We start from the raw sequence: 24,602 nt of genomic DNA on the forward strand, positions 1-24,602 counted from the left end.
GTTACATAGCTGGGGTGTACGGCTGGTAGTACGGCACCGTCCGGCCCGTCCCGGGCAGTACACACAGGAACATGGCCCGAACGTGTCGCGCGTCATCCCAGTCTAAAGGGAAAACATGTCAGAAGGCTGCTAGTGACCGTTTGGGGACCAATCCCCGGCGGCTTCGTCATCTTCTTCCGGGGCGAAAACATCCAGCGTCCCCTGGCCGAAGGCTCCGGCGGGGACTGCCAGTCCGAGGTGGGTCCACGCCGGAGCCATCGCGATCCGGCCCCGCGGAGTGCGTCCCAGCAGGCCTTCCCGGACAAGGAACGGCTCCGCGACAGTCTCAACGGTTTCGGTCTCCTCGCCCACTGCGATGGCCAGGGTGGACAGGCCTACCGGCCCGCCGCCGAATTTTATAATCAAAGCTTCCAAGACCGCCCGGTCCAGCCGGTCCAGGCCGCGTTTGTCCACCTCGTACATATCGAGGGCGGCAGAAGCGGTGCGGGCATCGATCTGCTCCACGCCGTGCACCAGCGCCCAGTCACGGACGCGGCGTAGGAGCCGGTTGGCGATACGCGGTGTGCCCCGCGACCGGCCGGCAATCTCACTGAATCCGGCCGAATTGACCTTGAGGTCAAGGAGGCCGGCGGAGCGCCGAAGCACGAGCTCCAATTCCGGGACCGAATAGAACTCGAGATGGCCGGTGAAGCCGAACCGGTCGCGCAGCGGTCCCGGCAGCAGCCCGGCCCTGGTGGTGGCGCCGACCAGCGTGAATGGTGGCAGGTCAAGCGGGATGGCGGTAGCGCCTGCGCCCTTGCCCACCACGATGTCCACCCGGAAGTCCTCCATGGCCATGTAGAGCATTTCCTCGGCGGGCCGCGACATCCGGTGGATCTCGTCCAGGAACAGCACCTCGCCGTCGGACAGCGAAGACAGGATGGCAGCAAGGTCCCCGGCATGCTGGATCGCCGGACCACTGCTGATGCGCAGCGGGGCGTTCATTTCAGCAGCGACGATCATGGCAAGGGTGGTCTTGCCAAGGCCGGGGGGACCGGAGAAGAGCACATGGTCTGCGCTGCGTCCGCGCATCCGCGATGCCTGCAGGACCAGTGACAACTGCTTGCGAACACGGTGCTGGCCAACAAAATCGTCCAGGTTCCGTGGGCGCAGCGCGGCCTCGATGGCCCTTTCCTCCGGCTCCTCGGAACCGGCAACAATGGAAGGTTCAGCCACGGCTTCCCGCCCTCGCCCCGGTGCGGGCTCCGTCCTGGCCAAGCCAACGGAGCGTTGCACGGAGGATTTCCGCCACGTTGCCGCGGTCGGCTATTTCCGGGCTGTCAGCAAGGGACTTGTCGATGCTGGACGAAGCATCCTTCTCAGACCAGCCGAGGCTGGTCATGGCGGCCATCACCTGAGGCTTCCACACCAGCTCCGTAACTGTGGCGGCCGGCGATGCCACGGCCGTGCCATGCGGCACCAGCTTGCCGGCAAGTTCAAGGACAAGCCGGCCTGCAACTTTTGGTCCAATACCGGGGACCTTGGTGAACACCTTGGTGTCTCCGGTGTGGGCGGCCACCCTGATGGCCTCGGGTTCGTGGACAGCCAGGACGGCGAGGGCCAGACGCGGTCCGACCCCGCTCACGCTGAGCAGTACATCGAAGACTTCCCGTTCATCATCGGTAGCGAAGCCGAAGAGGGTCAGCGAGTCTTCACGGACGATCAGGGTGGTGAAGAGTTTGCCCTCCTCCCCTGTCTTCAGGCGGCTCAGCGTCTGCGGGGTGGCATGCACGCTCATCCCTGCGCCGTTGAGGTCGATCACTGCGGAGGACAAACCCACATGCGCCACTGTGCCGCGAAGGAAACTGATCAAAGCCGCGCTCCTGCTGTACTGCCGGCACGCACCGGCTATCCGAACATATCTACGAATACCCTAGCAAGCGTCAGCTGGAGTTCCGCCCAATCATCGTCCGCGGCGCGCCTTGGCTTCCGCGTCTGCCCAGGCACGCTGCGCAGGGGTCAGCGATTGGCTCCCGGGCCCGGTGGTGGCAACAGCAGCACCACTGCCCGCACGCCAGGCATGTGTAATTGCCAGGGCGAGGGCGTCGGCGGCGTCCGCCGGGCGGGGCGGGGTGTCCAGGCGAAGGATCTTGGTCACCAGCTTGGTGACCGCTTCCTTGTTGGACGAGCCGCTGCCGGTGACGGCCGCTTTTACCTCCGATGGCGTATGCAGCGCCACCGGGATACCGCGCCGTGCCGCCGCGGCGATCACTACCCCGGAGGCCTGGGCAACACCCATGACCGTGCTGACGTTCAACTGCGAAAAGACGCGTTCGACGGCGAGTACTTCCGGTTCGTAGCGGTCCAGCCACTCATCGATCGACTCGGCAATGACCAAAAGCCGCTGGTCCAGGGACTTGTCCGGCGAGGTGCCGACGACGCCGACGGCCACCAGGGTTGCCCGCCGGTTGCGTTCCACATCCACCACGCCGATGCCGCAACGGGTGAGGCCCGGATCAACCCCCAATACCCTGAGAGTCAATTCCGGGCCTCGGCCTGAAAAGTGGAGCGGCTCACTCAGCTTCCAGGGCTGCCTGGACGTCATTGCTGAGGTCGGCGTTGCTGTAGACGTTCTGGACGTCGTCGAGCTCTTCAAGCGCATCAGCGAGCTTGAGGAACTTGCGGGCGCCATCAACGTCGAGCTCTACCTGCATGGACGGCACGAACTCGACTTCGTCGGTCTCGTACTCAATTCCGGCCGCGGTGAGCGCCTCGCGAATGGCGGGGAGGTCCGTGGGCTCCGAGTGAATTTCCCAGTTGTCGCCGTTGTCCTTGACTTCTTCCGCCCCGGCGTCGAGGACTGCCATCAGAATGTCGTCCTCGCTGAGTCCGTTCTTGGGCAGGTTGACGACGCCCTTGCGGGTGAAGAGGTAGCTGACGGAACCGGGATCGGCGATCGTGCCGCCGTTGCGCGAGATTGCCAGCCGGACCTCGGAGGCGGCGCGGTTCTTGTTGTCCGTCAGACATTCAACCAGCAGTGCCGAACCCTGCGGGCCGCGTGCCTCGTACATGATTTCGGTGTAGTCAACCACTTCGCCGGTCAGCCCGGCACCGCGCTTGATGGCGCGGTCGATGTTGTCTGCGGGAACGGAAGTCTTCTTGGCCTTGGTGACAGCGAGTTCCAGGCTGGGGTTGCCGGCAAGGTCGGGGCCACCCATGCGTGCGGCTACTTCGATGTTCTTGATCAGCTTGGCGAACGACTTGGCACGACGGCTATCGAGGATGGCCTTCTTGTGCTTGGTCGTCGCCCATTTGGAGTGGCCTGACATGCTTTACGCTTCTCCTCTGATCATTCGGATAAAAAGTTCGTGTACGCGTTTCTCCCCAGTCACTTCCGGATGGAAGGAGGTGGCCAGCAACTGGCCCGAACGCACTGCAACAATTCTAGCGGTCCCCGGCAGTGCGGCCGCGTGGGACGCGTGCCCGGGATCCGCAGGTTCCACCTGGGCCAGGATTTCGACACCGGGCCCCACTCGTTCCACCCAGGGCGCGCGGATGAATACTGCATGCACAGGCTCCACGCCGGTCTCCCCCGCACTGAAGTCCAGGCCCTTGAAGTCCAGGCTGGTTTCGAAAGACTCGCGCTGCCGGCCGAAGGCGTTGCGCCGTACAGTGATGTCCAGGCCACCGAACGTCTGCTGCGGGTTGCCCTTGAGGTCCTTGGCGGGATCGGCGATGTCGTTGGCAAGCAGGATCATTCCAGCGCACGAACCGTACACCGGCATGCCGTCCGCGATCCGGTTCCGGATGGGATCGGCAAGTTCAAACATGCGGGCCAGTTTGTCCATGGTGGTGGATTCACCGCCGGGAATCACCAGGCCGTCGACGGCGTCGAGTTCTGACGGGCGGCGGATTCCTACTGCTCGTGCCCCGACGGATTCGATGGCGTGGAGGTGTTCACGGACGTCCCCCTGCAGGGCCAGGACGCCCACAATCGGGGAGGAAGCTTGCTGATTCTGCACTGTGACAGTCTAGGGGCACAGGCGCTAGGGCTGCATCAGGGGCCGTCGGCAGTACATCCCAAGTAGTATTGACCGGGACTCGAAAGACGATTGAAGAGGTAGCAGTATGTGCGGAATCGCCGGATACCACGGTTTTGGAGAAGACGAAGTCCTGCTGAAGGCAATGAATGCGTGCATTGAGCACCGCGGCCCGGACGGCGAGGGCTACTTCACCGAAGGCAATACCGGACTGGCCCACCGCCGGCTGTCCATCATCGACGTCGCGCACGGCCAGGAACCGATGATCAGCTCTGATGCTGCCACCGTCCTGGTGTACAACGGCGAGGTCTACAACTACCTCGACCTGCGTGCCGAGCTCGAAGCCCTGGGACGTACGTTCCGGACCCAGTCGGACACCGAGGTCGTGCTGCAGTCCTACGAAGAGTGGGGCACCGCCGCCTTTGACCGGTTCAATGGCATGTTCGGCTTCGCCATTTTGGACAGGAAACGCGACGTCCTGGTCCTGGCCCGCGACCACTTCGGCATAAAGCCGCTCTACTGGGCCAATGCCGGCACCAGCGAAGCCCCCAAAATCATGTTCGCCTCTGAGATCCGGCCGCTGCTGGAAAGCGGAAAAATCGACCGCAAGCCGAACGAGCGCATTCTGTACCGCTACCTGCAGTACCGCATCCACGACGACTCAGCCGAGACCTTCTTTGACGGCGTCTTCAAGCTGCTGCCCGGCGAAATGATGGAAATCGACAACGCCACCGGGCAATACAGCATCTCCGCCTTCACCCGGCTGCGTGAGGAACTGGAGGAACTCTCCAGCGTCAACCGGCCGTATACGCCTGAGGTGACCGAAGAGTACCGGCAGCGTTTCACCGAAGCGGTCCGGCTCCGTCTCCAGTCTGAAGTCCCTGTTGGTTCGGCGTTGTCCGGCGGCCTGGACTCGTCCGCCGTCGTGGTCACCATCAACAAATTGATGCAGGAAAACGCCGCTGCCACCGAATCCCTGGGCACGAAGCAGAACACCTTCAGCGCAGTTTTCCCGAACTCGATCAACGACGAGGAACACTACGCAGACGCCGCCATCGCCACGTGCAGCGGCAACATCGAGTCCCACAAAATCCTCCCCACCCCGGAGGGCTTCGCGGAGGACCTGGAAGACTTCGTCCGCACCATGGAGGAGCCTATTATCTCTTCGGGCCCCTACGCGCAGTACTGCGTGATGAAGGAAGCGTCCAAGCACGTCACGGTGCTGCTTGACGGCCAGGGTGCTGACGAGATGATGGCCGGCTACATCCCTTACTACTTCGCCTACCTGCGCCAGCTCAAGGCCAAGGGTGATTACAGCACCCTGCTGCGTGAGGCAGGCCAGTCGCTGGATATCTTCTACCGGCTGGGCCGCTTCCGGCTGCGTTCCAAGCTGACGGCCAGGAAGACCGTCACCATGGCCTCGCTGCTGAAGAAGGACTTCGCCGGGACCCACCGCGGCGAGAAGTTCAGCAACATCCCGGACAACATGAAGCTTCGGCTGATTGATGACCTCTTCCACAAGTCCCTGCCCTCGCTGCTGCGCTACGAGGACAAGAACACCATGCGCTTCTCCCTGGAAGGCCGCGTACCGTTCCTGGACAAGGAAGTGGTCAAGTTCCTCTTCAGCCTCTCCGACGAATCCATCATCAAGGGCGGCTGGAACAAGCGCATCCTGCGGGACGCCACCCGTGGCCTGCTGCCGGAAAAGATCAGCAACCGCCGCAACAAGATCGGCTTCACCACTCCGGAAGCCGAGTGGTTTGCGCTGATGAAGGAGCGGATCTACCAGATCTTCATGTCCAACTCCTTCGCCGAGCGGCCGTACTGGAACCGCGAGGCCGTCCTGACCGCGTTCGAGGAATACCTGAACGGAAAGAACGACGCCGACACCATGGTTTTCTGGCGCCTGCTCAACGTTGAGCTGTGGTTCCGGGAGTTCATCGACCGGAATGAAACTCCGGCTGACGTGAAGCTCAACAAGAGAGACTACGAGGCCAACCCGGGCAAGCAGCTGGACATCACCGTGCCGGCAGAGGCAGGCGGCGAAACGTTCCGCCGCTACCCCATCCAGACAGGCGTCTTCACCCGGGAAACGGAACTTGATCCGGAGGTGGCTGGCTACGTCAAGCGGTTCTTCGACGGCCTTCCCGCAGCCGATGACGAAACCCGGACGGCCGTCGCCGGCACCCCCTGGTACCTCCTGGTGAGCGAAAAGATCGTCGCGATTACCCAAGGCCGGTCCTTCCCGGTATGGGAGATCAAGGTCTCCCCCGTCGCCCGCGTGCTCAGCAAGTTTGTGATGCGGACCCCTGCCGGGATCGGGCTGGGCAGCCCGTGGTCCATGCAGATCGCCATCAACGAGGTAGGCCTGCCGCTGATCGCCAAGGCCGCCGCCGCGAGCGTAGTGGGCAAGCTACGGGGCAAGAGCGGCGTATTTTACGACGTGGTGGGAAACAACATCAACGCCATCGATGGTGCCACCCCCTACAGCTTGGGCTCCTCTGCCAACTCCGTGAAGCTGGCACCGAAGGACCCGGAAGCTGTGGCGCGGCGGATCAGCGAGCTCGTCCGCAAGACGGTGCCGGCCGAATATGCCGCGACGTTTGCCGGCACGGCCATCATGGACGCCAACGACCTCGGTGTCGTGGCGATGGGCCACGACACCGGCCTGGCCAAGGAAACCGTGCAGGCCATCTTCAAGGACAACCCACAGGGTCAGGGCGCGCAGGCCACCCCGATGTCCATCGTGTTCAAGCAGGCCTGATTTGCCCCAACCGGGTAGCAGTAACTGCCGCTTTTGAGGCTTCAAAACGGCAGTTACTGCTACCCGGTTTCTTTTAACAGGCAATACCGGGCAATACCAGGCTGCGCGGCCATGAAAGTGTTGGTTCATGACGAACACTCCCAGCATCAATCCGCTGCTTGCTCCCAGCAGCCTGCCCTATCAGTTGCCGCCTTTCGCCCGGATTGAGGAAGGCCACTATGCCGAGGCACTGGAAGCCGGTCTGCAGGACCAGCTCGACGATATTGACGCGATCATATCCAATCCGGAGCCGGCTGATTTCGAGAACACCGCGGTTGCCATGGAACGTTCCGGCAAGGTCCTGGAGCGGACCGCCAACGCGTTCTTCACGCTGGTTTCAGCGGACGCCTCCGAAGGAATCCGGAGGCTTGAAACGGACGTGATGCCCAAACTTACTGCGCATCAGGACGCCATCTACCTCAACCGTGCGCTCTACGAACGGTTTGCGGCCATCGACACCTCCGGCCTGGATGCCGAATCCCACCGCCTGGTGGCCGAATACCTTCGTGAATTCCACCAGTCCGGAATTCAACTGGACCCGGCAGGGCAGGAAAAACTCAGGCAGCTCAACGCCGAGCTATCCCGGCTGGGCACGGAGTTCGGCCAGCGTACCAAGGAGGCCATGAAGGCCGCCGGCGTTCTGGTTGATGATGCCGCCGAACTGGCCGGCCTGCCCGCAGATGACATAGCCAGCGCCGCGGAAGCCGCGAGTGCCTCCGGGCACCATGGCAAGTACCTCCTGACGCTTATCCAGCCCAGCAACCAGCCGGCCCTGGCCGCGCTGGAGAACCGCGGACTCCGGCAGCGCCTTTACAACACCTCCATCGCCCGAGGCAGTGACGGCGGCCCTTTTGATGTCAGGAAACTGGCGAGTTCATTGGCCGGGCTCCGCGCCGAAAAGGCCGCGCTGTTAGGATTCGCAAACTACGCGGAACTGGTCGTGGAACGCCAGACCGCACCCGACTTCGCCACTGTACAGGCCATGTTGCACCGCTTGGTGGCGCCTGCGGTCAGGAATGCCGACGCCGAAGCAGCAGCTTTGGGGGAGGCCGCCGGGCATCCCCTCGAAGCATGGGATTGGGCGTTCTACTCAGCCAAGGTGCGTCGTGAACGCTTTGCCGTCGATGAACAGGCGCTGAGGCCGTACTTTGAGCTCGAAAGGGTTCTAAAGGACGGAGTGTTTTTGCCGCAAATCGGCTCTTCGGCCTTACGTTCCGTGAGCGCGGAGACCTTACGGGCTACCACCCTGACGTCCGGGTCTGGGAGGTGTTTGATAGTGATGGCACGGGCCTGGGGCTTTTCCTGGGCGATTACTACACGCGGGAGACCAAGCGCGGCGGCGCCTGGATGAACTCGTTGGTGGACCAGTCAACCCTCCTGGACACCAGTCCCGTGGTGATCAACACCCTCAACATTTCCAAGCCACCGGCGGGTGAGGCCACGCTGTTGACCCTGGACGAGGTGCGCACCATATTCCATGAGTTCGGTCACGCGCTCCACGGACTGCTCTCCAAAGTCACCTATCCGCGGTTCTCCGGAACGGCAGTGCCACGTGACTTTGTGGAATACCCGTCCCAGGTCAACGAAATGTGGATCATGTGGCCGGAAGTTTTGGAAAACTACGCCCGCCACTACCAGAGCGCCGAAACACTCCCCCGGGAAAGCATCGACCGGTTGGCAGCGTCGCAGCTGTGGGGCGAAGGCTTCGGGACAACCGAGTACCTTGGGGCCGCGTTGCTTGACCTCGCCTGGCATGTCCTTGCGGCGGACGAGATCCCCGAAGACGCCGTGGCCTTTGAATCGAAGGCGCTGGCGGCGGCCGGCGTGGCCCACGCCCTGATCCCGCCGCGCTACCGCACGGGCTATTTTCAACACATCTTCGCTGGCGACGGCTACTCGGCCGGCTACTACTCCTACATCTGGAGTGAGGTGCTGGATGCCGACAGCGTTGAATGGTTCAAGGAAAACGGCGGCCTGACCCGCGCCAACGGCGAGCACTTCCGCACCGAGCTGCTGTCCAGGGGCAACAGCCGCGATCCGCTCGAATCCTTCCGCGCCTTCCGGGGCCGCAAAGCCCAACTGGAGCCACTGCTGAAACGCCGCGGCCTGGAATAACGGGGTTTCGACAAGCTCAACCACCAACGACGGCGGCGAGTCACCAGAACAGGTGACTCGCCGCCGTCGCGGTTAAAGTGCGCAAGGCGATGGACAGCGTCATCCGGCAGCGTGCATAAAAGGGGCCCCGCGCCCTGCCCACAGCGTTAGCTGCCAACAGAGCGCGGGGAATAGCACGCACAGGATGACGCCGTCCGGCGCCCTAAAAGAAGACTTACCAGCCGCGCTCGGCAAGGCGGTGCGGCTGCGGGATCTCGTCCACGTTGATGCCCACCATGGCCTCGCCCAGGCCGCGGGAGGCCTTGGCGATGACGTCCGGGTCATCGTAGAAGGTGGTGGCCTTCACAACGGCGGCTGCGCGCTGGGCCGGGTTGCCGGACTTGAAGATACCGGAACCAACGAACACGCCGTCGGCGCCGAGCTGCATCATCATGGCGGCGTCCGCCGGGGTGGCGATGCCTCCGGCGGTGAACAGCACCACAGGAAGCTTGCCGGTGGCGGCAATTTCCTTCACGAGCTCGTACGGAGCCTGGAGTTCCTTGGCGGCGACGTACAGCTCGTCCTCGGGCAGGGCCGCGAGCTTGGCGATTTCGGCACGGATCTTGCGCATGTGGCCCGTGGCATTGGAGACGTCCCCGGTGCCGGCCTCGCCCTTGGAGCGGATCATGGCCGCGCCCTCATTGATGCGACGCAGGGCTTCCCCAAGGTTGGTGGCACCGCAGACGAAGGGGACCGTGAAGTTCCACTTGTCGATGTGGTTGATGTAGTCGGCCGGTGTCAAAACTTCGGACTCGTCAATGTAGTCAACGCCGAGGGACTGCAGGATCTGGGCTTCGACGAAGTGGCCGATCCGGGCCTTGGCCATGACGGGCACGGACACGGCGTCGATGATCTTGTCGATCATGTCCGGGTCCGACATACGCGAGACACCGCCCTGGGCACGGATGTCAGCCGGAACTCGTTCCAGCGCCATCACGGCAACAGCACCGGCATCTTCGGCGATGCGGGCCTGCTCGACGTTAACGACGTCCATGATGACGCCGCCCTTGAGCATCTCCGCCATGCCGCGCTTGACACGGTTGCTGCCCGTTACGCTTGCGGCGGGCACGCCGGCTTCGTTGCTTACATCTGGTGTAGACACAAAAACCCCTATGGGTAGCTAGATAATCGTCAGCGGGAAACAGGTGGCATTCGCTGCCTGCGCTATACCCGCGGGTGTGCCGGATCACGTGATCGGGCACAACCAATACTAGTCCCCAGCAGGGGCAGGGCTGAATTTATGTTTCCGGAACGACACCGGAATCGCCCAGGTATTGCAGCCGGACAGTCCGCATCCGCTGCACAACCGTGACCAGGCTGGCTGCGGCCAGCACCACCAGCGTCACCAGGAGCACTACCGGGGGCAGGCCCAGGCCGGTAAATCCCGTGACAACAAGCACCGATACCAGCCGCTCGGCGCGCTCGGCGATTCCTACGTTGGCGTCAAAGCCGAGCGATTCAGCCTTCGCGCGCACGTAGGACACCACCATGCCCAGGACCAGGCAGAGCAGCGCAGCGATCGCAATAGGACGGTCTGCCCCGCCGGTAAAGAACCAGATGGCAACCCCGGCAAACAAGGCGCCGTCAGCAAGGCGGTCAAGGGTCGAATCGAGGAAGTTTCCCCAGCGTCCGCCGCCGTTGGAAAGGCGGGCCATAATGCCGTCGATGACATCCGAGAATATGAACGCAGTGATGAACAACGTGCCCCACCACAGCTGGCCCAGAGGATAAAACACCAGGGCCCCAATCATTACCCCCGCGGTACCCACAATCGTGACGGCGTCGGGCGTCACGCCTATGCGGAGCAGCCAACGGGCCAGGGGTGAAAACAAGGACGTGAAAAAGGCCCTTGCGTACCTATTCAGCATCGGCTTCCCCCGGCCAGGCCTGGGAGACCTGGAGACGGACCTCGTCCAGGGTCTGGGTGATGGCCTTGGTCTGGGCAATGATGGGGAAAAAGTTGCCGTCTCCGCCCCACCGCGGCACCACGTGCTGGTGGAGGTGGGCGGCGATTCCGGCGCCGCCGACCACACCCTGGTTCATCCCGAGATTAAAACCTCCCGGGTTGGCCACCTTACGCAGTACGCGCATGGCAGTCTGCGTCAGCATGGCAAATTCCATGGTCTCTTCGGCAGTGAGATCCGTGTAGTCCGGCACATGGCGGTACGGGCAGACCAGCAGATGACCCGGATTATAAGGAAACAGGTTCAACACCACGTAACAAGTACTGCCCCTATGCACGATAAGGGCTTCCTCGTCACTTCGCGCCGGCCCTACACAGAACGGGCAGTCATCCTTGTTCTGGAACTGTGACTGGCCGCCCTTGATGTAGGCCATCCGGTGCGGAGTCCACAGGCGCTGGAAAGCGTCCGGTACACCGGCGAGTTCAAATTCGTCGGTTACGCCGGCGTCCCCGGAATAGCCTGCGTTCTCCTGCACCTGTGTGATCCTTCGCTAGCTTGCGCGGTTCCGTACGGCGTCGCTGATCCGTTGTACTGCTTCGGCGATGGGCACGCCGTTGTCCTGGCTGCCGTCGCGGAACCGGAAGGAAACAGCCCCGGCCTCGGCATCCTCGCCACCGGCGATGAGGACGAACGGGACCTTGTCCTTGCTCGCGGTGCGGATCTTCTTCGGGAAGCGGTCCGAGGAGATATCAACCTCAGCACGGATACCGGCAGCCTTAAGCTGATCCACGACGTCGAACATGTAGTCGTTGAAGGCCTCCGCCACCGGAATGCCCACCACCTGGACAGGCGCCAGCCAAGCCGGGAAGGCTCCGGCGTAGTGCTCAGTCAGCACCCCCATGAACCGCTCGATGGAACCGAAGAGTGCACGGTGGATCATCACGGGCCGCTGGCGGGTGCCGTCGGCTGCCTGAAATTCCAGCTCGAAACGTTCGGGAAGGTTGAAGTCCAGCTGGATGGTGGACATCTGCCAGGTACGGCCGAGGGCATCCTTCGCCTGGACCGAAATCTTCGGCCCGTAGAAGGCGGCTCCACCGGGGTCAGCGACCAGTTCGAGGCCGGATTCTTCGGCCACTTCGGCGAGGGTCCGGGTGGCTTCTTCCCAGGCGGCGTCCTCGCCGACGTACTTCTCCGGATCCTTGGTGGAGAGTTCCAGGTAGAAGTCGTTCAGGCCGTAGTCCTTCAGAAGGTCAAGCACGAACGTCAGGGTCTTGGTCAGTTCGTCCTTCATCTGCTCCCGGGTGCAGTAGATGTGCGCGTCGTCCTGTGTCATGCCACGGACGCGCGTCAGACCATGCACCACGCCGGACTTTTCGTACCGGTAGACGGAACCGAATTCGAAGAGCCGCAGCGGCAGTTCACGGTAGGACCGCCCGCGGGACCGGAAGATCAGGTTGTGCATGGGGCAGTTCATCGGCTTGAGGTAGTAGTCCTGGGCAGGCTTGCGGACTGTACCGTCTGCGTTGAGTTCCTCATCCACGCGCATAGCCGGGAACATGCCGTCCTTGTACCAGTCCAGGTGTCCCGAGACTTCATACAGGTGGCCCTTGGTGATGTGCGGGGTGTACACAAACTCGTATCCGGCCTCGACGTGGCGCCGCCGGGAGTAGTCCTCCATCTCCTTGCGGATGATGCCGCCCTTGGGGTGGAACACCGGCAGGCCGGAGCCCAGCTCGTCCGGGAAGGAGAAAAGGTCAAGTTCGACGCCGAGCTTGCGGTGGTCGCGCCGCTCAGCTTCGGCGATACGTTCCTGATAAGCCTTCAGCGCGTCCTTGGTGGGCCAGGCTGTGCCATAGATGCGCTGCAGTTGCTGGTTCTTTTGGTTGCCCAGCCAGTACGCCGACGATGAGCGGGTCAAAGCGAACGCATTGGAGATGAGTTTGGTGTTCGGCAGGTGCGGGCCGCGGCAGAGGTCACACCAGATGACGTCGCCGCTCTTGCGGTCAATGTTGTCGTAAATGGTGATGTCCCCGGCGCCAACCTCAACGCTGACTCCTTCACCGGCGTCGACGGCGTCGGCATCGTTCTTCTTGCCCAGCAGTTCCAGCTTGTAGGGCTCGTCCTTCATGGCCTCGCGGGCCTGGTCCTCGGAGACCACCCGGCGGACAAACTTCTGGTTCTGGTTGACGATCTTGAGCATCATCTTTTCCAGGGTCTTCAGGTCTTCCGGGGTGAACGGCTCGGCCACGTCGAAGTCGAAGTAGAAGCCGTCGGTGATGTACGGGCCAATGCCCAGCTTGGCGTCGGGACGCAACTGCTGCACAGCTTGGGCCATCACGTGCGCGGTGGAGTGGCGAAGGACGTTCAGTCCGTCGGGGGACTCGATGGTAACGCCTTCGACCTCGGCACCGTCAGGCAGCTCCTGGTCCAGGTCCTTGAGTTCACCGTTGACCCGGGCAACCACAACATCGCGGCGTTCAAAAAAGAGTTCGGCCCCGGTGGTCCCGGTAGTCACCTTGTTCTCTTCGCCATCGACGATGAGGGTGATCTGCTGGGCATCTGACACGGGTGTCTCCTATTCAGTGGTGAGGCTTCATAGCTTGTGGCGTACGGGGACCACAGCCAGCCATCGTCCATGCTATCAACCACTGAAGCCGGTGATCGCCAGGGTCTGGCGGATGCCCTCCAGAGGATGCTGGACATCAGGACCGCCAGGAGCAGGCCCGGGGAACGGCAGGGTCTCCACCTTGCTGAGGTCCCAGGCCATGGACGCGCTCAGGCTGATGCCACGGGGCCCGGTTCGCCTGGTAATCCCCCTGACCAGGAGCAACCGGGTCCCGAACAGCAAAGGCCCGGCTTGCTCCTGTGCCTCGTGGAAGAACACCGAATCAACACAGCCCGTGCCGTCGTCGATACTGATGAATACCACCCGCCTGCCGCCACGCATGGGCGGCGTCTGGGTAGCCACCCTGACGCCGGCAACAAGGACCTCGGTACCGTTGCGCAGTCCCAGCAGTTTGTCTGCGGTAGTGACACCCATCCGGTCCAGCAGGGGGCGGTGGCTCTCCATCAGGTGGCCGCTGGCATCAACGGCCATCAGGTCCAGCTCCGCCCGGACATGGTCCACCAAGGTGGGCTGGGGAAGTCCGGGTTTGATGTTCCGCAGTTCAACGTCCCCCAAGGGCAGGGACAACTGTCCTTCCACCACCTCCACGCCCTTGCGGCTGCTGGAGGTGCTCTGGAGGTTGTGAAGGTTCCGCAGGTGCTGGACGAGGTCTGCCCGGTTGGCCTCCCCGCCGGATCCGCGGTGCAGGGAATCGAAGGCGCCCAACTGGGCAAGCCTGCTGATGCTGGGTTTGGTGATCCGGGCGCGGGCCCGGAGGTCCGCCAGGGAGTCGTAGGGCTGGCCGGCCACGATCCGTTTAAGTTCCGCTCCGGACAGCCCGAAGATTCCATCCAGGCTCAGCCGGATCCCCAGCTTTCCGCGGTCCGGCCCGTCTTTAACCCGTTCCACCCGGTATTCCGCCTGGCTGCGGTTGATGTCCAGCGGCAGGATGGGGATTCCCAGCCAGCGTGCCTCAGCGACCAGGAGCCGCTTGGGGTACATCCCGGGATCGTGCTCCCATAGACCGGCCAGGAAGGCTTCGGGATGGTGGGTCTTCAGCCAGGCCGACTGGTAGGTGGGCACTGCGAAGGCAGCGCCATGGGCTTTGCAGAAACCAAAGCTGCCGAAGGACTTCAGCGTGCCCCAGACTTTGTCTACCACCTCCGGGGAGTAGCCCTTGGCATGGGCTTCCTTCCGGAAGAATTCCTCCACCTTCCCTTCCAGTGCTTCGTTCCCCAAAGCACGCCGGAATTCATCTGCCCGGGCCAGCCCGCAGCCCGTCATGATGTTAAGGGTTTTCAGGATCTGTTCGTGGAACACCGTGACACCGTGGGTTTCCTCCAGCACCGGTTTCAGGTCCGGATGCGGGTAGGCCTCCGGCGCGAAACCATGGCGGTGCTCCAGGAACGGCCGCACCATGTCCGATTTCATAGGCCCGGGGCGGAAGAGCGAGATGTCGATGATGAGGTCATTGAAGTCCCGCGGAGCCATTTTCCCGATCAGTTCACGCTGCCCGGGCGATTCAATCTGGAAGCAGCCCAGGGTGTGGGTGCTCCGGATCAGTTCGTAGGTGGGTTCATCATCCAACGGCACGGCGTTGAGGTCGATGTGGCCGTCTTCTGCAATATAATCCGGACCGCGGCCGTCCTGGCCGGCGGGATGCCGGCCTGCCGCCACCACCTCCGCCTTTCCCGGGTGGATGCGGATCACTTCCCGCACCGCGAAGGCCATGGCGCTTTGCATCCTGACACCCAGGACATCCAGCTTGAGCATGCCCATGGGATCCATGTCGTGCTTATCAAACTGGCTCATGGGCAGGCCAAGGCCGCTTGGCTGGACGGGCGTCCGATCCAGCAGCGTGGCGTCCCCCAGGATTACTCCGCAAGGGTGCATGGAAATATGCCGTGGCAGCCGATCCAGCCGCTCCGTCAGGTCCACCAGCATGTCCAGCTGCTGGTTTTCGCTGTAGTCCCGCTGCTCCACCCGCCCAGCGAACTCCCTCAACTCAGGCTTCTCCACCAGCGCTTCACGGAAGTTCCGCGCCGAAAACCGCCACAGCTGCTTGGCGATCTGGCCGACATCGTCATTGTCCATCCCCAGTGCCATGCCGGCGTCCCGGACGGCGCCACGGGCCCGGTAGCCGTTCTGCATGCTCATCAGGGTGACCCGTTCCGAACCGAACCGGTCAAAGATCCGCCGGTACACGTTGTGCCGTTCGGCGCTTTCGACGTCGATGTCGATGTCCGGCAGGGTGGCCCGGTCCCGTGAGAGGAACCGCTCAAAGATGAGGTCATGCTGCAACGGGTTCACCTGGCTGACATCGATCAGGTAGTTGACCAGGCTGGAAGCTCCCGAGCCACGGGCGGCCGCCCGGACGCCCATGTCCTGGATCATCCGGGACACCTCGGCCACTGTGAGGAAGTAGGAGGAAAAGCCAAGGTTCTGGATGATCGTCAGCTCATGGTCAAGCCGGTGGCGCATCCGGGCCTCCGCCTTGCCCGAAATCCCCTGAAACCTCCTGCCGATTCCGGCCTCGCACCGCTGGCTCAGCTCCAGATAGGGCTCCTGGTCAATGCCGATGACAGAAGCCTCCGGCACCACCGGTTGTTTCCAGCCCATGTCCGTTACCGGATCCATCCGGCAACGGTCCGCGAGCGACTCAGTCTGGGCCAGGATCTGTTTGAGGTCTGCACCTCCGTACCCGGCGGCGGAAATGATTTCCTTGCCGAGTTCACGCATCAGTACCGGCGGTTTGAGCCAGGCCTGGCCATTAGGGGCGAGGACGGGTTCGGCGGAGAGAAGCTCGGGCAGGGATTTGAGGGTCCGGGCCGAATCCAGGACGTCGGCCGTAGCCGCACCGTCTTCGGCGCAGTAGCGGACCGCGTTGCTCAAAATTGCGGGGACGTGGTGCTCTTCCGCCAGCCGGAGCATGCGGACGGCCTGTGCGGTACTCATGGGCTGGCCAGGAGCGCTCAACTGGGAGACCACCTCGGCAACCAGCGAGCGCGGCGGCATGGCGTCGATCCACCGTTTGAAAAGGGTGCGGGGGCGGAGGTACCGGCGGCCGCCCATGGCACGTCCGACGTCGGAATCGGGTCCCAACAGCACCGTCAGGACCGGCTTCAAGGTAGCGGGATCAAGCACGCGGGAAGCGAGCTCCGCGCGGGTGACCGCAACCGGGACAGCGCCGCCGGCTTTGCCGGAGGTGCGGGCGTGGGCGTCAGAGATAAGCCGGCACAGCGCCCGGTAACCTGCTCCGTTGTTGTGCCCGTGGGCGAGTACCACCACCCTGCCGGAGGTCTGGCTGCGGAGATCGCCCTCGTCGTCGAAGATCGCGAGGTCCACCCCGACGATGGGATCGATTCCTGCGGTCATACAGGCTTTGAGGTGTTTGACGGTGCCGTAGAGGCCGTCCCGGTCAGTGCAGGCGAGCGCGGTTGCCCCTTCCGAAGCGGCGGCCTGGGCCAGTTCATCCGGCCAGGACACGCCATAGTGTGCGCTGAAGGCGGTGGAGACGTGGAGGTGGGTAAAGGTCATGCGCTTTGGGGTCGAAGGGCATCGTGGATACGCAGCAGCCGCCAACGGCCACTGGCCGCGTGCCGTACCAGGTCAAGCGTGAGGCTGTCCGGTAATTCAGATGAAGGCCCGGGGGCCGGTTTCCTTCCCGGGGTGTCCTCCCGGACCTGGACCCGCCAGATTTCGTGGTCAACCAGTCCTGGGCCGGAGCCCAGCGGAGCCCGGCTTTCCTCCGCCCACCACTGGCGCCGTTCATACCAGCGCACGGGATCGGCGCAAAGGGTGTACTCCCTGCCGGCCCACCGGAGCCGCAACGGCTGCCCGGCAGTGGTACAGACGACGTCTACCGACTCGCTGAACATGCCCATGGCACCTCCTGGAACTGGCCACTTAAAACTGGCTACTCAAACGGATTATTCAAGAACACTCGAACACATATTCGAATAACCAAAGTCTACGCCCGGCCCAGGACAAAAACTACATGGGGTGGACGGACACCACCGCGGGGAGCAGGATGGTGGCATGAGTACCCATGACGCACTCCTCAAAAAGGTCAACATCGAGGCCAACGGCTCCGACCTCATTGCCCGCTTCGACGTCGACGGCAACATCCCGGGATCGGGCGCCTATGTTGTTGGGCTGGTCGCTGCCAGCCCGGACTACTCGTCACAGAGACGGCTGGGGATCGAATTTATGAACGGGGAGGCCATTGCCTTCTACTCGTTCAACCATGAACAAGGTACGGAAGAAAACTACGACCTGGGCGGGGTGACCCACTCAGGCAACACGATTACCGGGCACTTCCCCATCGACGCCATCCATGGATTGGGCAAGGGGCATGTGATATCGGCCTTCAGCGAAGCTGACGGCAGGGAGTTCCAGTCAGGCGTTCCCGTTGAGGAAGCGCTCTAGCTTCAACTGCTCTGCTTGTGGACCTTCATCTCCAGTTCGATGAATCCGGAGATCATTTCCCGGTAGGTCCGCTCCACGATGTCCGGATCGATGTCCTTCTTCTCGGCGGCGTCCCTGACGTGCTCAATGATCCGCTCCACGCGTCCGGGCGCACGCACCTCGGCGTCGTCGCCCTTGAGCGTTCCGGCAATGCGGATGAGCCGCTCCCGCCGGGCGATCAGCGTGACGATCTGCTCATCCACTTCATCAACAGCAACACGGACTGCGGCGAGCTGTTCCTTGTCGGCCAAAGCGTCTCTGTCGTTTTTATCATTCTCGTAAATAGCGGCCATTCCTCGACACTAGCGAGCCGGCTGGCAGTAGTCGAACACTTTACGACGCCGACATGGCGGCGTTTGCCTTTCCGGCGGCATTATGCAGGGTACTGGAACATGGCGGCTAAAAGAGCGCCTCCACCGGCTGGATGAGTTCCGGCCCGTTATTGCGCACATTTCCGACGGCGGGACCCACCGAATCGACATGCCAGTCTGCCGCTGCATCTTTAACCCCGGACCTGACCAGATCGACTAAGCCGGCGGCGTCGTCGGCCTCAGGATCCAGCCAGGCCTCCATAGCTTCCCTGCTCATGGGCAGCGGGACCCTGTCATGGAGTTCAGTGAGCTTGCCGAAGACCATCGACTCAGCCCCCGGCGGTGGAGTGTCGGTGGTGAGGATCGACGTCGACAACAACCACTGCCCCGGCTCGCCGTCGGGGACGGCCGGGTTCCTCCACCATTCGTACAATCCGGCAAAGGCCAGGCCGTGGCTGTCGCCGGGATGTACGTAGTACGGCTGCTTTGCCTTTCCGGCGCCTTTTTTCCACTCGTAGTATCCATCGGCCGGAACAGCGCAGCGGCGGGACTTGATCGCCTTACGGAAGGCCGGCTTTTCCAACACCGTCTCGCTGCGGGCGTTGATCATGCTTGCACCGATCTTCGGGTCTTTAGCCCACGAGGGCACCAGTCCCCACCGTGCCATATGCAGCTGCCGCACGGTTTCGCCGTCCAGGTTCCGCTCAAGGACGATGGGCACCGGATCCGTCGGCGCCACATTCCACGACGGCGGAACCTCCAGTTCTTCCTCCAACCGGGCGTCAAACTGGGCCAGCAGGTCTCCGACCGCCCTGGCCATCACGTAGCGTCCACACATGGCACCAGCATGCCACCGTCACCGACGAGTGTCATCCGGGACCGTGGCAGCCGCTGACATCCGGACGCATCCGACGGCCACGGCAGCGGGAATACTTCCGGTGCGGGTTACCGTTGAGACAATCGAGAACCCCATCGTTTAGGAGAATTTCGTGGATTTCACCCCCGAGACCGGCACCATCACCATGTTTTCCACCACCTGGTGCGGTTACTGCAACCGCCTGAAGAAGCAGTTGGATGCCCAGGGCATCGGTTACACGGAGATCAACATCGAGGAAGTCGAAGGTACCGCGGACCTCGTCGAACAGCTCAACGGCGGCAACCGCACGGTACCCACCGTCCTGTTCCCGGACGGCACCGCCGCGACCAACCCGTCAGCCGCCGAGGTCAAGAGCCGGCTGGCCGCTTAGCAGTGGCAGCTCCCGCAGTGGGAACAGTGTGACAGACAGATCAGGGCCGGGTATCCCCCGGCCCTGATCTGTTTCCGCTGTGGCCTGATGGCCGGCCTGGGCAGCCATCAACAATTCCTGGAAGTGCCCGCGAGATGGGGCTCAGGCGAACTCCAGCCGGGAGTGTAGGGCGTAGGCATCGATTACGGCCTGTTCAACGATGCCTACGTCGATGTCCGGTACCAGGTCGTTGGCTGCCCCTGCCGTGGCCGGGTCCCAGTCAAGGCCCAGCGCGGCGTAGCTTTCGGTCAGGACTTCCCGGATGGGGCCGGAGTCCTCCACCACTATCACCGAGCTGAAAAGCCAAGCTCCGGCAACAACGCGCTGCGCGGTGCCTATCAGCTTGATCCGGTGTGCCGGGTCCGCCGGGTCCACGCCGTGGACAGTAAATTCCCCCGGGCAGTATTCGCCGGGAATTTCGCCTACAGCAGCATCCACGCCGGCGTTCTGCAGAGCGCCGGCCAGCAGGTCGCCGAACAGGCCAAAGCGGGCTTTTACTGCGGAGATCGCGTCCGCGGCGGGCTCAATATGGTCCACCACCAGGCTGCCGCGATGGTAGGCGGCGGCGCGGCCTCCCGCCTTGCGGACCAGCGGTTCGAACCCCAGCCGCCGGCAGGCCTGCGTCGCTGCCTCGAATCCCGGCAGTTTGGCATCCCGCTGGCCGAATGCGACCGTTGGCTCAGGGCGGTAGAGCCTCAGGGTGGGGCCGATCAGGCCTCTTTTCGCCTGCGCAAGCAGCTCCAGGGCATGGTCAAGGTCTCCGGCGGCGCCGAGCGTTTCCTGCTGCTTCACAACAGCCAGAACCGGGCGGGCGCCGGTGTGGGGAAATCCTGCAGGCTCTGTCACGGTCATTGGCGTTTCAGCTCTTCCGCAACGTCAGGATCTGTTCGGCGCGCCCGAAGGGTCCCTGGAGATCGTGCAGCACGCTGGAAGTAAGCCCGATTCCGTCCGAGCCGAACGACACTTTGTTTTCCAGCCCCAGCCACTCGCCCGCGGGCTTGCGGTACATGTGGATCTGCAGGTCCAGATTAGGGAACGCATAGCTGCCCTTGCCTGGCGGCACCCGGGTGGCAATGCCGTTGGCAGTGTCCACGAGCCCGACCAGCCGGGCGAGATCGCTGGGCGTACCGTCGTCGGTCAACGGGTATGGCGTAGTCAGCCAGACGGTGCCCGCGCCGGGGCGGTGTCCGTCCGCCACCCGGAATTCCAGCGAACGGATGTAGCCGCCGGGCCAGATGGTCGCGGCGTCATAGGGTTTGCAGTCGTGGGGGCCGGGGATGGGGCGATCCTCGACGGCGGCCACTTCCGACGTATCCGAAGTCAGCATCCGCCAGGCGGTGGCACGGATAGCCGTGCGGCCGTTGGCTGTGAGCTCCGCCTGCACCAGTTCGATGGTCTTTCCCGGACGCAGCAGTGTGGTGGTGACTTGGAATTCACCGCCCGGAATCAGGCCCAGGATCTCGTAGCTGAGCCTGGCCATGCGCAATTCCGGCCGGGGCTGAAAGTTCTCCAAGGCGTGCGCCATGATTCCCGAGGCGGGGGCCATATGCTGCTCGTGGTCGTTCCAGGCACCTTGGGCGTGGATCGTTGACCGGTAGCGGCCCTCGCCCAGCGACTTGTAGTAGTGATCGCCTTCAGCAAGGCCCGATAGATCAGCAGTCAACGGAAAAAGCCCTTTCAATGGCGTCAAGCAAGTCTGGAATTCACTTTATCGCCTTGTACCGGCACTCCCGCCAGAAAGCTTGCGGACAGCCGTTATGGTTAGACTCGTTGCCTGTTCGTGACATCAACCTTTGGAGGAAGTGGTTCCTTATGCGCGTCATCAGCTACAACCTCCGCAAGCACGCGGCCAGCAGCGAACTGTTGCATCTGGCCACCGAATTCGGCGTGGATGCCATGTGCCTGCAGGAGTGCGATTCCAAAGACCTGCCCCCAACCCTTGGGCCGTTGAAGCTCGCGGACACCACGAAGACCAACCGCCTGGGACTGGCCATCTACTACCGCGAAGACCGCTTCACGGCTGTCAGCACCCAGTCCTTTGCCCTGCATAAGTCCTTTCATGACAGGATCCTGGCCCCCGCCCACGAGCGGCTGATCGGCACCCGCGTGGTGGACAACGAAACAGACCACCATCTGGTGATTGGCTCATTCCACGCCGCCCCGCTGACGGCGTCAAACTCGCTCCGCCGCAAGCAGATCCACGCCGCGCATGCGGAACTGCTCACCATGGGAAGCGGCCTGATGACGCTGATGGTGGGCGACTTCAACTACCCCTTCTTCACCAAAAAGCTGGACACCCACATGAAGAACTCGGGCTATGCCTTGTCACTGAGTGACAAGCGGACCTACACCCGCTACAAGGTCTTCAAAGGTCACTTTGACTTCGCGACTTCCGTGGGGCTGAACATCACCAGCGTGCAGACGATGCCGCGGGGGAAGTCAGACCACCTCCCTATCCTGGTCACCGCCGAATACGGCTACTGACCGGCCAGTGCCAGCATCCTGGCGCTCAGTCCGTTCCAGGCCGCGGCGAAGCCCGGATGCAGGTCCAGGGCGGCGACCTCCGCCACCGGAACCCACCGCAGCTCAATGCTTTCCGGATCGCTGATCACCGGATCGAAGGGTTTGGTCACCTTCACCACCACCGTGCTGTAGGACCAGTAGCCCAGGTCCAGGGCCGACGTGAAAAGGACTTCGACGCCGTCCGAAGGCACAGCCGCTTCCTCAGAGGCCTCCCGCAGCGCGCCGGTCACAGCATCCTCGTCCTGATGCAGGGCACCGCCTGGCAGTCCCCAGGTTCCGCCATTGTGGCTCCAGACCGCGCGATGCTGCAGCAGCACGCCCTTGGCAGGATCGTACGCCAGCACTCCAGCAGCCCCGAAGCGCCCCCAGAACCTGCCGCGGTCACCCTCCACCCAGGCGTCGCCCGCGTCCCGGGGCTTGCTCCTGATACTGTGCGGAGCCTCTGAAGACAGCGCCTGGGCATGCAGCGCCCTGGCAGACCGCGCTTCAGAAGTGGCTGCTGTGTCCTGGTTCATCCTCCAAGTCTGACAGGCCGCATCCGTACGTGGGTCCGGCTTGGCATAAACGCCCGGCCACCCCTAGGCTAGGAACGTAAGCATGCTTAGCATTGTTTGCAGTTGCCAATGTCTGCAGTTGCCATTGTCTGCAGGTGCAGAGTCCAGCCACTCAAGAGGAGCGACCATGACGGACCAGTACACCTTCCGGAACCCCGTGACCGCCTACCCGGAGATTTCCCCGCCCAAACAGCACCAGCCGGAGCCCGGCCTTGATGCGGAACTGACGCCCAAAGCTGATCTGGGTGAGGAAACGTACCGCGGCACCGGCAGGCTTGACGGCCGGAAAGCGATAGTGACCGGAGCTGACTCGGGAATCGGCGCGGCCACTGCCATCGCATTCGCAAGGGAGGGTGCCGACGTCGTACTGTCCTACCTTCCGGAGGAAGAAGAGGACGCGGCACGGATCGCGGGCATCATCGAGGCCGCTGGCCGGAAAGCAGTCAAGGTACCCGGTGACCTGAAGGACCAGGCCACCTGCCGCGAACTGGTGGACACCGCAATTGCGGTCCTCGGCGGCGTGGACATCCTGGTCAACAATGCGGGAAAGCAGGTCGCTCAGGAGGAGATTGGTGGCATCACCGACGAGCAGTTCGACCACACCATGAAGACCAACGTCTACGCGATGTTCTGGCTGACCAAGGAGGCCGTCAAGCACATGCCGGCCGGTTCCACCATCATCAACACCACGTCGATCCAGGCCTACAACCCGTCACCTACGTTGATTGACTACGCCACCACCAAGGCCAGCATCAACAACTTCACCAAGGGCCTCGCGCAGCAGCTGGCACCGAAGGGCATCCGGGTCAACGCGGTGGCTCCCGGACCCATCTGGACGCCGCTGCAGGTCAGCAGCGGCCAGCCCAAGGAAAAGCTGCCTGAGTTTGGCCAGTCCACGCCGCTGGGCCGCGCCGGACAGCCGGCAGAGCTGGCGCCGGCCTACGTGTTTCTGGCGTCGGCCGAATCAAGCTATGTGGTGGGCGAAACACTAAACGTCAACGGTGGCAACCCGACACCATAAAGGACTTAGGGTGGATCCGACGATTTCGCCAGCAGGGCAGCCTGGCGCAGTCGCGGGTCTGCATCCTGGCCCCAGCGGGCAATAACGACGTCGGCCTTCCGCCGGTTCCGCCCGCTCAGCGCGGCCAGCAGCGGCAGGGTGACGTCGTTGACCAGCGGCCCGGCAAGCTCCTGAGTTTCGGCAGAACGCAGGAGGCCTTCGATCCTGGTCAAGTCCGAATGCCGAAGAAGACCCACCCGCGATTGCAGGAGAACCACGGCGGCGAGACGCCTTTCAAATACTGGCTTGCTTCCCGGCCGGGGACGTCCCCAGAGGGCGGATGCCAGCATGGTGACGCCGTCGTGGTCCAACTCCCTGAACTTGTTCAGCGCGTCGCGAACAGTGCCACGGACTGCGCCAATAGAGGAACCATAAGAGGCCAGGACGCCACCCAGCCGGGATTCGACGTCATCCACCCTGTACGAGGCGCCCTCGTTATGCAGGGTGCGGTCTATGAATCCTGCAGCCTGCTCTATTAGGCCCTGCACGTCAACCTCCCAATCAGCCCTCAGGACCGCTGACGGCATCGCTCGGCACCCACGAGGGCAAGTGCCACGAGTCCTGCCTGTAGGCACTGGCTGTGGTAACGAAAAGGCACATAGTTTCCTCAGCTTACCCATGCGACTCACTGAACACTCCCAGCTTGTTACCAGATTGTGACTTTCAGACGAGAAGAAGGTATTGTCGATGGGTGTCCCGCCCAACTCGGGACATTCCCTCCAGCATGCCGAGCCCTGCCGCTGGATCCGGGACCCCTTCGCTTGATGATGGCAGGGACGGGGGAACCAAGTTTTCACGGCTTCACAATGAAGCCTTGGGGTTAAGCCGGTAACGCTCTAGTTCGCATAGAGCACCGGCCGGGTATCTCCAACCCGAACCCGACAGCTCACCCCGCAGGCATAGGAGAGGCAATCAA

22 protein-coding genes, 1 pseudogene and 1 riboswitch are annotated in these 24,602 nt (G+C 63.0%); of the genes and pseudogenes, 6 read left to right on the forward strand and 17 right to left on the reverse strand.

Annotation, left to right across the window (positions count from 1 at the left end; all coding sequences use genetic code 11):
- Positions 1-129: 129 nt before the first annotated feature.
- The 5 genes from ruvB to pdxT all read right to left on the reverse strand — a co-directional run bounded on the left by ruvB (position 130) and on the right by pdxT (position 4,001).
- Positions 130-1,215 (reverse strand): Holliday junction branch migration DNA helicase RuvB, encoded by a 1,086-nt coding sequence (gene ruvB, locus ACWA13_RS09760; protein WP_463933635.1) that lies wholly within the window; start codon positions 1,213-1,215, stop codon positions 130-132.
- Complete coding sequence (ruvA, locus tag ACWA13_RS09765; protein ID WP_463933637.1) at positions 1,208-1,852, reverse strand: Holliday junction branch migration protein RuvA; 645 nt, start codon at positions 1,850-1,852, stop codon at positions 1,208-1,210. The genes ruvB and ruvA overlap by 8 nt, the downstream gene beginning before the upstream one ends.
- Positions 1,853-1,942: 90 nt before the next feature.
- On the reverse strand, positions 1,943-2,521 hold the full coding sequence (gene ruvC / locus ACWA13_RS09770) for a crossover junction endodeoxyribonuclease RuvC (RefSeq protein ID WP_463933639.1): 579 nt from the start codon (positions 2,519-2,521) through the stop codon (positions 1,943-1,945).
- 31 nt (positions 2,522-2,552) lie between these two features.
- On the reverse strand, positions 2,553-3,308 hold the full coding sequence (locus ACWA13_RS09775) for a YebC/PmpR family DNA-binding transcriptional regulator (RefSeq protein ID WP_463933640.1): 756 nt from the start codon (positions 3,306-3,308) through the stop codon (positions 2,553-2,555).
- Between the two features lie 3 nt (positions 3,309-3,311).
- Positions 3,312-4,001, reverse strand: coding sequence for a pyridoxal 5'-phosphate synthase glutaminase subunit PdxT (pdxT, locus tag ACWA13_RS09780; RefSeq protein ID WP_463933642.1), 690 nt, complete (start codon positions 3,999-4,001; stop codon positions 3,312-3,314).
- A 106-nt stretch (positions 4,002-4,107) separates the two neighbouring features.
- Here pdxT and asnB point away from each other — a divergent pair, with 106 nt between their 5' ends.
- Both asnB and ACWA13_RS09790 read left to right on the forward strand, forming a co-directional pair.
- On the forward strand, positions 4,108-6,783 hold the full coding sequence (gene asnB / locus ACWA13_RS09785) for an asparagine synthase (glutamine-hydrolyzing) (RefSeq protein ID WP_463933644.1): 2,676 nt from the start codon (positions 4,108-4,110) through the stop codon (positions 6,781-6,783).
- A 127-nt stretch (positions 6,784-6,910) separates the two neighbouring features.
- Positions 6,911-8,937: pseudogene (locus ACWA13_RS09790) on the forward strand (M3 family metallopeptidase).
- A 214-nt stretch (positions 8,938-9,151) separates the two neighbouring features.
- Here the strand turns inward: ACWA13_RS09790 and pdxS are convergent.
- From pdxS to ACWA13_RS09820, 6 genes are all read right to left on the reverse strand, one after another.
- The gene (gene pdxS / locus ACWA13_RS09795) at positions 9,152-10,078 is read right to left on the reverse strand and encodes a pyridoxal 5'-phosphate synthase lyase subunit PdxS (RefSeq protein WP_463933646.1); all 927 of its coding nucleotides are present in this window, start codon (positions 10,076-10,078) and stop codon (positions 9,152-9,154) included.
- 136 nt (positions 10,079-10,214) lie between these two features.
- Positions 10,215-10,844: a phosphatidylinositol phosphate synthase gene (gene pgsA, locus ACWA13_RS09800; RefSeq protein WP_463933647.1), complete on the reverse strand. Its 630-nt coding sequence runs from the start codon at positions 10,842-10,844 to the stop codon at positions 10,215-10,217.
- Positions 10,834-11,415 (reverse strand): HIT family protein, encoded by a 582-nt coding sequence (locus ACWA13_RS09805; RefSeq protein WP_463933649.1) that lies wholly within the window; start codon positions 11,413-11,415, stop codon positions 10,834-10,836. Before ACWA13_RS09805 ends, pgsA begins: the two co-directional genes overlap by 11 nt.
- A 15-nt stretch (positions 11,416-11,430) precedes the next feature.
- Complete coding sequence (gene thrS / locus ACWA13_RS09810) at positions 11,431-13,446, reverse strand: threonine--tRNA ligase (protein ID WP_463933651.1); 2,016 nt, start codon at positions 13,444-13,446, stop codon at positions 11,431-11,433.
- A gap of 75 nt (positions 13,447-13,521) precedes the next feature.
- On the reverse strand, positions 13,522-17,022 hold the full coding sequence (locus tag ACWA13_RS09815; protein WP_463933653.1) for a DNA polymerase III subunit alpha: 3,501 nt from the start codon (positions 17,020-17,022) through the stop codon (positions 13,522-13,524).
- Entirely contained in the window at positions 17,019-17,369 is a 351-nt protein-coding gene (locus ACWA13_RS09820; protein WP_463933654.1) for a hypothetical protein, read from the reverse strand. The genes ACWA13_RS09815 and ACWA13_RS09820 overlap by 4 nt, the downstream gene beginning before the upstream one ends.
- 154 nt (positions 17,370-17,523) lie before the next feature.
- On the opposite strand from ACWA13_RS09820, the gene ACWA13_RS09825 reads away from it, so the two are divergent.
- The gene (locus tag ACWA13_RS09825) at positions 17,524-17,913 is read left to right on the forward strand and encodes a hypothetical protein (protein ID WP_463933656.1); all 390 of its coding nucleotides are present in this window, start codon (positions 17,524-17,526) and stop codon (positions 17,911-17,913) included.
- A 2-nt stretch (positions 17,914-17,915) separates the two neighbouring features.
- Here ACWA13_RS09825 and ACWA13_RS09830 read toward each other — a convergent pair whose 3' ends face one another.
- Positions 17,916-18,245, reverse strand: a complete 330-nt coding sequence (locus ACWA13_RS09830) for a chorismate mutase (RefSeq protein WP_463933658.1) — start codon at positions 18,243-18,245, stop codon at positions 17,916-17,918.
- 106 nt (positions 18,246-18,351) lie between these two features.
- A complete protein-coding gene (locus ACWA13_RS09835; protein WP_463933660.1) occupies positions 18,352-19,101 on the reverse strand; it encodes an SOS response-associated peptidase in 750 nt (249 codons plus the stop codon).
- A 151-nt stretch (positions 19,102-19,252) separates the two neighbouring features.
- Here ACWA13_RS09835 and ACWA13_RS09840 point away from each other — a divergent pair, with 151 nt between their 5' ends.
- Positions 19,253-19,510: a mycoredoxin gene (locus tag ACWA13_RS09840; RefSeq protein WP_463933662.1), complete on the forward strand. Its 258-nt coding sequence runs from the start codon at positions 19,253-19,255 to the stop codon at positions 19,508-19,510.
- A 141-nt stretch (positions 19,511-19,651) separates the two neighbouring features.
- Here the strand turns inward: ACWA13_RS09840 and ACWA13_RS09845 are convergent, their stop codons facing one another.
- Positions 19,652-20,401: a lipoate--protein ligase family protein gene (locus tag ACWA13_RS09845; RefSeq protein ID WP_463933663.1), complete on the reverse strand. Its 750-nt coding sequence runs from the start codon at positions 20,399-20,401 to the stop codon at positions 19,652-19,654.
- Between the two features lie 7 nt (positions 20,402-20,408).
- Complete coding sequence (locus ACWA13_RS09850) at positions 20,409-21,212, reverse strand: thioesterase family protein (RefSeq protein ID WP_463933665.1); 804 nt, start codon at positions 21,210-21,212, stop codon at positions 20,409-20,411.
- A gap of 149 nt (positions 21,213-21,361) precedes the next feature.
- On the opposite strand from ACWA13_RS09850, the gene ACWA13_RS09855 reads away from it, so the two are divergent.
- Positions 21,362-22,033 carry an endonuclease/exonuclease/phosphatase family protein gene (locus ACWA13_RS09855; RefSeq protein WP_463933667.1) on the forward strand — a complete coding sequence of 224 codons (672 nt, stop codon included), beginning with the start codon at positions 21,362-21,364 and terminating at the stop codon, positions 22,031-22,033.
- Here ACWA13_RS09855 and ACWA13_RS09860 read toward each other — a convergent pair.
- Complete coding sequence (locus ACWA13_RS09860) at positions 22,027-22,587, reverse strand: NUDIX domain-containing protein (RefSeq protein WP_463933668.1); 561 nt, start codon at positions 22,585-22,587, stop codon at positions 22,027-22,029. The two genes, ACWA13_RS09855 and ACWA13_RS09860, sit on opposite strands and share 7 nt — an antisense overlap.
- A gap of 166 nt (positions 22,588-22,753) precedes the next feature.
- On the opposite strand from ACWA13_RS09860, the gene ACWA13_RS09865 reads away from it, so the two are divergent.
- The gene (locus tag ACWA13_RS09865; protein WP_463933670.1) at positions 22,754-23,647 is read left to right on the forward strand and encodes a glucose 1-dehydrogenase; all 894 of its coding nucleotides are present in this window, start codon (positions 22,754-22,756) and stop codon (positions 23,645-23,647) included.
- Between the two features lie 5 nt (positions 23,648-23,652).
- Here the strand turns inward: ACWA13_RS09865 and ACWA13_RS09870 are convergent, their stop codons facing one another.
- Entirely contained in the window at positions 23,653-24,174 is a 522-nt protein-coding gene (locus tag ACWA13_RS09870; protein ID WP_463933672.1) for a DNA alkylation repair protein, read from the reverse strand.
- Between the two features lie 260 nt (positions 24,175-24,434).
- Positions 24,435-24,601, forward strand: a riboswitch (cyclic di-AMP (ydaO/yuaA leader).
- Position 24,602: the final 1 nt, after the last annotated feature.

This window comes from Pseudarthrobacter sp. TRD_SC_9, from assembly GCF_055361265.1.

Coding starts and splice junctions, on each gene's coding strand:
- ACWA13_RS09845 (WP_463933663.1), bottom strand. CDS start 20,401: ATGACCGTGACAGAGCCTGCAGGATTTCCCCACACCGGCGCCCGCCCG.
- pgsA (WP_463933647.1), bottom strand. CDS start 10,844: ATGCTGAATAGGTACGCAAGGGCCTTTTTCACGTCCTTGTTTTCACCC.
- ACWA13_RS09820 (WP_463933654.1), bottom strand. CDS start 17,369: ATGGGCATGTTCAGCGAGTCGGTAGACGTCGTCTGTACCACTGCCGGG.
- ACWA13_RS09865 (WP_463933670.1), top strand. CDS start 22,754: ATGACGGACCAGTACACCTTCCGGAACCCCGTGACCGCCTACCCGGAG.
- ACWA13_RS09825 (WP_463933656.1), top strand. CDS start 17,524: ATGAGTACCCATGACGCACTCCTCAAAAAGGTCAACATCGAGGCCAAC.
- ACWA13_RS09835 (WP_463933660.1), bottom strand. CDS start 19,101: ATGTGTGGACGCTACGTGATGGCCAGGGCGGTCGGAGACCTGCTGGCC.
- asnB (WP_463933644.1), top strand. CDS start 4,108: ATGTGCGGAATCGCCGGATACCACGGTTTTGGAGAAGACGAAGTCCTG.
- ACWA13_RS09855 (WP_463933667.1), top strand. CDS start 21,362: ATGCGCGTCATCAGCTACAACCTCCGCAAGCACGCGGCCAGCAGCGAA.
- ACWA13_RS09815 (WP_463933653.1), bottom strand. CDS start 17,022: ATGACCTTTACCCACCTCCACGTCTCCACCGCCTTCAGCGCACACTAT.
- ACWA13_RS09830 (WP_463933658.1), bottom strand. CDS start 18,245: ATGGCCGCTATTTACGAGAATGATAAAAACGACAGAGACGCTTTGGCC.
- ACWA13_RS09860 (WP_463933668.1), bottom strand. CDS start 22,587: ATGAACCAGGACACAGCAGCCACTTCTGAAGCGCGGTCTGCCAGGGCG.
- ACWA13_RS09775 (WP_463933640.1), bottom strand. CDS start 3,308: ATGTCAGGCCACTCCAAATGGGCGACGACCAAGCACAAGAAGGCCATC.